Below are 8054 nucleotides of genomic sequence, written 5' to 3'. Positions count from 1 at the left end.
GCCCCCGGAGACCTCTCCGGGGGCCACGGCTGTCTGGGGTGGTTTTGTTCACGAGTTGCGACAGCATGACCCCGCAACTGCGCCACCGCCCTGCGCAGCCCGCCGCGGCCGCCGAGGGGGCCGGGCGCCCGCACGTGGCCCGCACCGCAGTCGCCTGGAGTCTGACCGCCTTCTTCGGCATCCAGACTCTCGCCTTCTACACCACGCTCGCCTGGCTGCCCTCGATCCTGGTCCAGGCCGGCCTGAGCCGCAGCGCCGCCGGCACCGGCCAGGCCCTGCTCATCTGCGGCGTCGCCGCCGGCGGATTCATCGCACCGGTCCTCGCCGCCAAGCGCGCCGACCAGCGCCCGCACATCCTGGGCACCATCCTGGTCTGCGCCTCCGGCTTCGCCGGGCTCCTGATCGCTCCCACCGGCACCTCGATGCTGTGGGTCGCCGTCCTCGGCATCGGACTCGGAGCCGGACAGGCACTGCCCGGTGTGCTCTACGCCCACCGCAGAGGTGACCACGACCACGTGACCGCCCTGTCCACCATGGCCCAGACCTGCGGTTTCCTCATGGCCGCCATCGGTCCCGTCCTGGCCTCCGCCCTGCACAGCGCCACCGGCACTTGGACCGCACCGCTGACCGCACTCACCGTCGCACTCCTCGTCTGCGCGGTCGCCAGCATGCGGGCCGGCCACGATCCCAACTGACCGATCGCCTTTGTCCGACCGTCCGTGCCGCCAGGGCCGAACCGCGTCACCCCACGGGCAGGGTCTGTGCTGTCCAAACCCGTGAACAATTCGAATCCGAGGCCGGCACCAAGTGCCTCCCGAATTGGTGAAGAGATGCTGTCCGTTCTTGGGCTCTGGTCCAATTTCTGTGACCCGTGACTGTGGGTGATCGCTCAGATGGCGAAGAGGGCTTCCTCTTGTGGAGGGACCGGAGGGTCAAGGATGTCGCGAAGGCGGGTGATGTCGTGGTGCCACTTCGAGCCGTTCGCAGCGTCGTCCCACAGTTCGGCGAGTTCAGACCGCTCGGAGACCACTTGGTCCAGAGCGTCGACGGCGAGCGTTCGAAGGTCGGCCGGCAATTCTGGCAGCGGCTCTGACGGACCGTAGTTCGAACATGTCGGTTCGCCATCAGGGTACTGAGCAGCGACCAGTGCGGCCGCGGCCACTGCTCGCTCGCCGTCGGAGATATCCAGGAAGTCCGCAGGGTCAGCGGCGCGTTTGAGCGCGCTGCGGATCAGGGCTCCGCGCTCTTCCAGGGCTGCCTCGTCCAGGTCACCTCCGAAGTCGGCGGCGGTGTCGTTATCGAAGGGGCCGCTGTCCCAGGTTCCCATTTCCCTCCTCGCTTGGCCGTCGGGAGATCGTCGCATTGTCCACCGACAGTGTGGTCAGGAGGCAAGCAGTACTCGCTTGCGCAGGAGCTTGAAGCCCGCGCGACCGTACATCTGCCGCTTGAGCATCTTGATCCTGTTGACGTGTCCTTCGACGACGCCTGAACTCCATGGCAGGGTCAGGCCGGCGATGACCGCGTCGAGGTCGCGTTCGAGGTGCTGGGCGAATCGGCTGAGGCTTGGCAGGTCGGTGGTAGTTCGAGCGGACGCGATCCACTCCGGCAGGCGGTCGCCTTGCAGCTCGGTGACCATGTGGGCGAATGAGCGCACGTAGTCGACAAGTACGGTCAGTTCGGGGCAGTTGGCCAGGACGGCCTTGAGCTGAATCCGGTCGCCTTCGGGCAGGGCATCGGGGTGGGTGAGAATCCAGCGGGTGACGGCGCGGGCCGACGGCGGACGAGGGCCGACGGGTTGGGGTTTGCCGCGAAGGTTCCTGCTGACGTAGTCGCGGACGCCGGCGTAGCCGCGGGGATAGCCCTGTTCCTTGATCTCCTCCCATAACTTCCAGGCGTTGGTGCAGCCTTCCTGCCAGCGCTGCTCGAGGTAGGGCTTGAAGTCATCGAGCTTGGTCGCACGGTTTTGCCACTGGCCGGTGAACAGTTCCTCCGGGGTGGTGGCGCGGGAGAAGCGCAGGATCGTGTTGAGGGTCATGCCGAGCTGCCGGGCGACGGACCGTTTGCTGTGACCGGCGGCGAGGAGAGCGTGGATGGTGGCGTGCTTGGCCCGGGTGCGCTCGGCGAACCGGTGGCCTGTCGGCCAGGGCGACGACGCAGCGGGCTCCGGCTCCTCCTGGAGTTCCTCCGGCCGTGCCGGCATGGGGCGCAAGCAGCCGCGGTGCCGGTAGACGCATTTCTCGGCGGCTTCGCCCAGGTTGTGCCAGAGGTGCCACCGGTCGGCGACCTGGAGGGCCTGCGGGGCGCCGCGGGTGGCGCCCTCGGCGAAGAAGGGAGCCCGGTCACGGCAGACGATCTCGATACCGGGCCGCTCGGCGAGCCACGCCGCGAGTGTGTCCGCCTCCCGGTCGGGCAGGAGGTCGATCGGCCGACGTGTCTCGACGTCGACGAGCACGGTTCCGTAGATACGGCCCTTGCGCTGGGCGTATTCGTCCACGCCGACCACGCGGGGTGAGGTGACGGCGGGGTCAGGAAGGGAGGCGATCAGCCTCAACAGAGTGTTCCGGCTGACCGGAACCTTGAAGGCGTCCGTCATCCGGGCGCCGGCCCGGCCCGCGAGCGCAAGACCGACCGACATCAGCGTCGACCGCAGCCGCTCGGTCCGTCGCCCGAACCTGCGGGTCAGGCCGGGTACTTGTTCGGCGAAGGTCTTGCGCTCACAGGACTCCTCCTCGCAGACGAACCGCCGCACCCGCAACGACACCACGACGAACTTGCCCGCCGTCGGCAGATCGCGAGGGAATCGCAGGTAGGAGCCGTGTATTCGCCCCGACCAGCATCCACACCCCGGACAGGCCATCTGCCCTGCGGTCGTACGGGCCTCGACCCTGACGACCGTGTCAGTCACCTTGATCGATTCCACCAACACGCCCTCGACCGAGGAGAACAGTAGCTCGTCCAGCTGCGGCAGCACTTCGTTCACGGCGAAGGACTGTCGACCACACCACCATCCAACCGAGCGATTTTCGGGCGAACTCAACCGCCATCACGCGAAGATCAACAGTCACCCTACGTACGCGACCACACGAAGTGGACCAGAGCCTCAGAACGGACAGCAGATGTTCACGACTTCGGGAGGCACCAAAGCACACCGAGGACTCGAACGCTGGGTATGTCGTCCCACGCCGAATCTGTGGCCAGCGGGTTGTCCCAGAGGCCGACGCGGCAGGTGGCATCGATCTCGCCGAGGCGACGACCGATGGGCCGAAGATGACGCAGATCCTCAGGCTCGAGGGCTCCCCGCTCCGCGAGTCCTTCGGAGACGCGGCAAGGCTGGACGAACAGGCGTCCATCGAGGGATGTCGCCCGGCGCCTGGACGGCGCGGTCTCCCCAGCCGTCCTCGCCCTCATGAAAGCCGTGGTGGTGCGGGCCGACGGCTCGGCACGGTCGCGAAGACCGTGGAGGGCTTCGGCGGGTTCACGAAGCGGTACGAGCAGATCGAGAAGGTCTCAGTCCACCACGGCAACTTGTGGAAGGTGCTCCTGTACAGGCAGATCGGCCGGGACCGGGCGCTGATGTCCGACCTGGCCGAGAAGCTTCAGTTCACCGCCGCCTCGGAGGATGGACGGGCACTGGACGCGCTCGCACACGCGCGGCGCAACGAGGCCGCCCGCGGCGACTGCATCAGTCCGATCGGCGAGGACGGCGGGCGCATCGTCATCTCCTTCGCCACGCAGAACTGGCAGGAGGCCGTGGTCGACAGGCCTCGGGCCGCGGCGTTCATCCGGCGGTGTCGGATAGCGGTGCCGGCCGGGGCTGGGTGAGGTTGTCCATTATCAGTCCGAGGGTGAACTCGAACCGGTCGTGTCCGGTGCCAGAGGTCAGCTCAGCGGCATAGCGCCGGGTCTGCGGAAACGTGTCGGCCGGCAGCGCGGTGAACCGGCGGATCAGCTCCTCGCGGCCAAGGACCCACTCCTGGTCCGGGTGACTGCGCCGCTGCTGGACCAGCGACTGCTCCAAGGCGTAGGCGCTGACGTAGAGGGACAGGGCATCGAGCACCCAGGCGGCGTTCTGCGGTTCGACTCCGCCGGCGAGCAAGATCGCCAAAAGCCCTTCCCTGACCCGCAACGTGGAGAGGTTGGTCGGGACCACGCCCAGCGCGGCACGGGAGACTCCGGGGTATTTCAGGTACTGGTCGCGGATCTGCGCGTAGACGTCGAGGATCTGTTCGCGCCACCTGGCTGGGTCCGGTTCGGGCAGCACGACCTCGGAGCAGAGCCGGCCGACCAGCAGATCGTCGATGTCCTCTTTGCTGACGATGTGCGCGTACAGCGACGACGGCCCGGTGCCGAGCACCGCGGCGACTCGACGGATGGTCAGTGCGGCGTAGCCCTCGGTGGCCACGACCCGCAGGGCGGCGTCAGTGATCCGGTCGACCGTGATGGGCTTCTTGCGTGGTGACGCCGCCGAGGGCTCCCCAGCGGGCTGGGCGTGACGAGCTGCTCGACGTTGCCGGGGATCGGAGGGCATGCCGGTCACTATACCTTGACACGATCTAAGTTCGTCTCGTAGAACTTAGATCGTTCATGCAGAACTAAGTTCGTATCAGTGTGCAGTCCGTTCAGGAGGTGTGTGATGCGAGTGTCTGTGGTCGGAGCCGGTCTGGGGGGCCTGTGCTTGGCGCAGGGTCTGCGCGATGCCGGGATCGAGGTCGACGTCTACGAGCGGGACCCAGCGATCACCGCACGATTTCAGGGGTACCGGCTCGTACTGGATCCGGTCGGATTCGAGGCGCTGCGCAGCTGCCTGCCACAGCGTTGGCACCCGCTGCTGGACGCGGTCGTCAGCGACACCTACGTCGAGCGACTGGCCTTGGACGCCCAGCTGAACAAGATCGGCGAACTCGGCCCTGCCAGGAGCGGGATCGTGGTCGACCGGCACGTACTCCGGCACCTGCTGCTGACCGGACTCACTGTGCACACCGGGGCCGCGCTGACCGGTTACGACGTGTTGGACGACGGCAGGGTCGAAGCCCGGTTCGCGCAACGCGATCCGGCAACCGCTGATCTGCTCGTCGGGGCGGACGGGGTCGGCTCCGCCGTTCGCCAGGTGCTGACGCCGCAGACCACCCCGAGGGACACCGGCGTTCGGTTCGTCGTCGGCCGCACGCCGCTGACGGAGCAGTTCGCCGGCCTGTCCCGGGCCTACGGCGGGAAGATCGTCGGGGACGGAGTGAGTCTGTTGCTCGGGGCGATGCGGTTCCCCGTTCCGCCAAAGGAAGCGGCGGAGAAACTGGCACCCGAAGTGACGCTCCCTGACATCCATGACTACGTGCGCTGGGCCATGATCCTCCCGTCGAACGGCTCTCTCGGCACCTTAACGGCGCAGGAGGCCGCGCTGTCCAGGATGAAAGGCTGGCACCCGGACCTGCAGGCGCTCATCGAACAGGCCGACCCGGACAACGGCACCCTGCTGTCCATCGGGGTGGTCGAGCCAGGTGAGCGCTGGGCGCCCGGTCCGGTCACGCTGCTCGGTGACGCCATCCACGCCACCTCTCCGACCGGCGGCAACGGTGCGAACACCGCCCTGCGCGATGCCGACCTGCTGCGCCGCTGCCTGGTCGAGGCCGCCGAGGGCCGTCAAGATCTTCTCACCGCAGTCGACAGCTACGAGCGGCAGATGTTCGAGTACGGGGGCGAGGCCGTGCGCCACAGCCTCGCTGCGCTGCCCGCCTTCGTCCCGAACCCGGAACGACCCGAGCCGGCATAGGTTCAGAACCTCCCGGCCACGCCCCCAAGATCGGGCAGCACGTTTCCGGCGTGCTCCGGCCGGCCTCCTTGCAGGTGATCGCCAGCTGGGTTCTCTGACCGGCTGCCCTGTCGTCAAACGAGGGCGAGCTCAAGCGGTCAGCGCATCACCGCTGTTCAGGAGGTCAGCGTAGACCTCTGCCGGGGTGCGATAGCCATGGACCTTGCGCGGGCGATGGTTGAGCTCATGGGCGATGGCGTCCAGGTCGGCCTGGCTGAACGCGCGGAGGTCCGCGCGCGAGAGAAGAAGGACGGGCCTGGGCAGGCGGGTTGACCGGTCCGCGAGCCTTGATCGCTACCGAGCCTGCTGATTAGCTGGCCCGCATGACTGAGTTAGGGCCCGTCGCCTGGCCACCTGCCCCGATCAGGACCGAGAGGCTCGTGCTCCGTGAGCCCGAGGCCCGGGATCGTGCGGCGGTCATCGAGTTGTTCACCTCGCCCGAGGTGGGCACCTACATCGGTGGCCCTCGACAGCGTGACGAGTTCGAGCGTGCGGTGCCCGGGGCGCCCAAGCGGCGCCCTGGCCTCTTCGTGGTCGATCTCGACGGAGCGATGATCGGGATCGTCACGCTCGACCGGCGAGACCCGGAGCGTCCGGTCCACGTCCGCCCCGGGGCCTCGGAGGTCGAGCTCGGCTACATGTTCCTGCCGCAGGCGTGGGGGCACGGGTACGCCGCGGAGGCGTGCGCGGCGGCACTCGACTGGTGTGCCGGAGCGCTGCCCGGCGAGCCGGTGGTGCTCACCACCCAGACCGCCAACGAGCGCTCGATGCGCCTCGCGGCGAAGCTGGGGTTCACCGAGGTGCCACGGTATTCGGATTGGGGCGCCGAGCAGTGGTTCGGCATGTGGTCCCCGGTCGGACTGTCCGACTGAGGTCGTGCTCGACAGTGTCCGCACTCATCGCGAATAGAGCCGGGCGAGCGCGAGGAGACCAATCGAGGTTCAAAGATGGGGGTGGGACGGCGCGCCGCCCGTGAGGGCGGCGGGCCGTCGAGGTGGGGCCTGCAGGTGTCAGCCGGCCTTGGCGGGTTCCTCCACCCGATCCCGTGTGGAGGCGAGCCGGTAGGAGTCGGTGCCGGTCTCGATGATCGTGCCGTTGAAGGTCAGGCGGTCGACGTTGGCCACGCAGAGCCGGGGGTCGGCGAAGGTCTTCGTCCAGCCGCCGAACGACTCGTTGGACGCGATGACGCTGTTCTTCTCCTCGCGCTCGGTCAGGATGCGGTGCTCAGCGCCATCGGGAGCGCGGCGGCCCGGATGAGGTCCAGGCCCTCGGGCACCGCGAACCAGTGATCCAGCACGGCGCGCTCCGCCGCGCCGGCGCTCGGCCGGCCGGCGAGGTCGGCGGTGCCGAAGACGCGGTCGCCGATGGCTACGTCCGTGACACCGTGCCGACGGCCTCGACGATGCCCGAGACGTCGCAGCCGATGCCGCGCGGCAGGGTCCCGGCGAAGAGCCCGCGGCACAGCGCCCAGTCGGCAGGGGCCAGTCCGCACGCGTGCACCCGCGACGCGGATGCGGCCGGGTCCCGGCTCGGGCACGGGAGCGGTCTCCAGGCGCAGGACGTCGGCGGGCTCGCCATTCTCGTGGAAGCGCATGATGGTGGGGTGGAGCTCGTGGACTTGGATCAGGAGTGGGGTGCCGACGGTGGAGTCGTGGACGCTGGCGGCGGTGACGGCCAAGGGCAACGGCCGCCTCATACGGCGCTCGCCTTTGAGTACCGTGTTGGAGCTGGAGGCGCTACGGCTGGCGGTGGAAGGCAAAGCAGCCGGATGGCAACGCTGCGCCAGCTCGGCGCCACGGACGATCGACTCGATCCGGCCCTCCTTGACAGGCTGCTGGAACGGGCCGGGCAACAGCAGAGGACGCTGGAGGAACGGCGCATCCGCCAAGCCGAGGCGGCGATGAGCACCGCAACCAGATGAAGGGCCTGCGGCTGGTCTGCTCGACCGGAAGCATGCCCTTCCTGTTGTGGGAACCGTTCGCCGCCCTGAACTCGTGCGTACCCGGCCCTGTCAAGTGAAGGGCCCGCCCTGTCATCCGATCCGTGCCCGGGCGTTCCGCGACGTCGGCCGGCGCTGTCCGTGCGTCCGGCGTGCCGGAGCCGGCGGAGGTTGCCGCTTGAGCAGTTGTTCTTGAACGACACAAGGACCCCGGCAGGGTGTACCGGGTCCTTGTGCCGTGCTGTGGCGGCTGCGGGCCCAGCGTGAGATCGCGGCGCGGAGCCGCAACGGGGGCCTGATCTGCTGTGC

At 68.5% G+C, this 8054-nt stretch carries 8 protein-coding genes and 3 pseudogenes; 5 read left to right on the top strand and 6 right to left on the bottom strand.

The genetic code is table 11. From position 1 onward, the window contains the following. The first annotated feature begins 65 nt into the window (after positions 1-65). Positions 66-695, top strand: coding sequence for an MFS transporter (locus ACWEN3_RS35660; RefSeq protein ID WP_452979603.1), 630 nt, complete (start codon positions 66-68; stop codon positions 693-695). Between the two features lie 194 nt (positions 696-889). Here the strand turns inward: ACWEN3_RS35660 and ACWEN3_RS35655 are convergent, their stop codons facing one another. Next, positions 890-1327: a DUF4259 domain-containing protein gene (locus ACWEN3_RS35655; RefSeq protein ID WP_452979600.1), complete on the bottom strand. Its 438-nt coding sequence runs from the start codon at positions 1325-1327 to the stop codon at positions 890-892. Between the two features lie 54 nt (positions 1328-1381). After that, positions 1382-2980, bottom strand: coding sequence for an ISL3 family transposase (locus ACWEN3_RS35650; protein WP_452979597.1), 1599 nt, complete (start codon positions 2978-2980; stop codon positions 1382-1384). Between the two features lie 107 nt (positions 2981-3087). On the opposite strand from ACWEN3_RS35650, the gene ACWEN3_RS35645 reads away from it, so the two are divergent. Continuing rightward, complete coding sequence (locus ACWEN3_RS35645) at positions 3088-3822, top strand: hypothetical protein (protein ID WP_452979594.1); 735 nt, start codon at positions 3088-3090, stop codon at positions 3820-3822. Here the strand turns inward: ACWEN3_RS35645 and ACWEN3_RS35640 are convergent. Next, the gene (locus tag ACWEN3_RS35640; RefSeq protein ID WP_452979591.1) at positions 3779-4528 is read right to left on the bottom strand and encodes a TetR/AcrR family transcriptional regulator; all 750 of its coding nucleotides are present in this window, start codon (positions 4526-4528) and stop codon (positions 3779-3781) included. The genes ACWEN3_RS35645 and ACWEN3_RS35640 overlap by 44 nt on opposite strands. A 105-nt stretch (positions 4529-4633) precedes the next feature. Here ACWEN3_RS35640 and ACWEN3_RS35635 point away from each other — a divergent pair, with 105 nt between their 5' ends. Beyond that, on the top strand, positions 4634-5767 hold the full coding sequence (locus ACWEN3_RS35635; protein ID WP_452979588.1) for an FAD-dependent oxidoreductase: 1134 nt from the start codon (positions 4634-4636) through the stop codon (positions 5765-5767). Positions 5768-5896: 129 nt separating this feature from the next. Here the strand turns inward: ACWEN3_RS35635 and ACWEN3_RS35630 are convergent. Further along, positions 5897-6037 (bottom strand): annotated as a pseudogene (locus ACWEN3_RS35630) (IS30 family transposase); the annotation flags it as partial. 92 nt (positions 6038-6129) lie between these two features. Between ACWEN3_RS35630 and ACWEN3_RS35625 the strand changes: the two are divergent. Then, positions 6130-6678, top strand: coding sequence for a GNAT family N-acetyltransferase (locus ACWEN3_RS35625; protein WP_452979586.1), 549 nt, complete (start codon positions 6130-6132; stop codon positions 6676-6678). A gap of 138 nt (positions 6679-6816) precedes the next feature. Here ACWEN3_RS35625 and ACWEN3_RS35620 read toward each other — a convergent pair. Both ACWEN3_RS35620 and ACWEN3_RS35615 read right to left on the bottom strand, forming a co-directional pair. After that, positions 6817-7023, bottom strand: a pseudogene (locus ACWEN3_RS35620) (ATP-binding protein); the annotation flags it as partial. Then, positions 7023-7400 (bottom strand): annotated as a pseudogene (locus tag ACWEN3_RS35615) (alcohol dehydrogenase catalytic domain-containing protein); the annotation flags it as partial. The pseudogenes ACWEN3_RS35615 and ACWEN3_RS35620, both read right to left, overlap by 1 nt. 174 nt (positions 7401-7574) lie before the next feature. Here ACWEN3_RS35615 and ACWEN3_RS35610 point away from each other — a divergent pair. After that, on the top strand, positions 7575-7727 hold the full coding sequence (locus tag ACWEN3_RS35610) for a hypothetical protein (protein ID WP_452979583.1): 153 nt from the start codon (positions 7575-7577) through the stop codon (positions 7725-7727). The last annotated feature ends 327 nt before the right edge of the window (positions 7728-8054 follow it).

This window comes from Streptomyces sp. NPDC004561, assembly GCF_053602155.1.
This window is presented reverse-complemented; position numbering and strand designations above follow the sequence as displayed.

Coding starts and splice junctions, on each gene's coding strand:
- ACWEN3_RS35660 (WP_452979603.1), top strand. CDS start 66: ATGACCCCGCAACTGCGCCACCGCCCTGCGCAGCCCGCCGCGGCCGCC.
- ACWEN3_RS35655 (WP_452979600.1), bottom strand. CDS start 1,327: ATGGGAACCTGGGACAGCGGCCCCTTCGATAACGACACCGCCGCCGAC.
- ACWEN3_RS35640 (WP_452979591.1), bottom strand. CDS start 4,528: ATGCCCTCCGATCCCCGGCAACGTCGAGCAGCTCGTCACGCCCAGCCC.
- ACWEN3_RS35635 (WP_452979588.1), top strand. CDS start 4,634: ATGCGAGTGTCTGTGGTCGGAGCCGGTCTGGGGGGCCTGTGCTTGGCG.
- ACWEN3_RS35625 (WP_452979586.1), top strand. CDS start 6,130: ATGACTGAGTTAGGGCCCGTCGCCTGGCCACCTGCCCCGATCAGGACC.
- ACWEN3_RS35610 (WP_452979583.1), top strand. CDS start 7,575: ATGGCAACGCTGCGCCAGCTCGGCGCCACGGACGATCGACTCGATCCG.